Annotated in this window: 1 protein-coding gene; it reads left to right on the forward strand. The window is 56.2% G+C overall.

Annotated features, from left to right (window positions below):
- A partial coding sequence (locus VU18_RS16880) for a molybdopterin dinucleotide binding domain-containing protein (protein ID WP_047758639.1) occupies positions 1 to 965 on the forward strand: 965 nt, incomplete at both ends.

Below are 965 nucleotides of genomic sequence, written 5' to 3' on the forward strand. Positions count from 1 at the left end.
CGATGAAAGAAGTCGTCGCCACTCCGCTGTTGCACGATACGGCGCAAGAGCTGGCGCAGCCGTTCGGTGAAGTGAAAGACTGGAGCAAAGGCGAAACCGAACCGATTCCGGGCAAAACGATGCCGAACATTCACGTCATTGAACGCGACTATACCCTTCTTTACGACCAAATGACCGCCTTAGGTCCAAATGTCGCCCGCCAGCCGATCGGCACAAAAGGGATTGCCTGGTCAGCGAAAGACGAGTATGAACAGTTGAAACGCCGGCTCGGCACTGTCCGGCGCGCTTCCATCGCCGACGGCTGCCCGGATATCAGCGAAGCGAAAAAAGCGGCTGAAGCGATTTTGACGCTGTCATCAACTACAAACGGCAAAATGGCGGTGAAAGCGTGGGAGGCGCTTGAGAAAAAGACGGATTTGAAATTGGCCGATTTAGCGAAAGAACGCGAGGAAGAATGCTTTACGTTTGAACAAATCACCGCCCAGCCGAAAACGGTCATCACCTCGCCGGCGTTCAGCGGCTCGGAAAAAGGCGGGCGGCGCTACTCGCCGTTTACGACGAACGTCGAACGGCTCATCCCGTGGCGGACGTTGACCGGCCGGCAGTCGTTTTACATCGATCATGAACTGATGCGCGAGTTTGGCGAAACGATGGCGACGTTCAAGCCGGTGTTGCCGCACCGTCCGTTTTCAAACAAACGCCCGAAAGAAAACGGAAAGGAAGTCATCTTGAACTATTTGACGCCGCATAACAAATGGTCGATCCACAGCATGTATTTCGACTCCTTGCCGATGTTGACGCTTTTCCGCGGCGGGCCGACCGTGTGGATGAACAAAGATGATGCGGCCGAAGCCGGCATCAACGACAACGACTGGATCGAATGTTTCAACGAAAACGGCGTCGTCGTCGCCCGCGCCGTCGTCTCCCACCGGCTGCCGCGCGGCATGGCGTTTATGCACCACGCG

Origin of the sequence: Geobacillus sp. ZGt-1 (assembly GCF_001026865.1) — a bacterium.
GTDB classification, from domain to species: Bacteria; Bacillota; Bacilli; order Bacillales; family Anoxybacillaceae; genus Geobacillus; species Geobacillus thermoleovorans.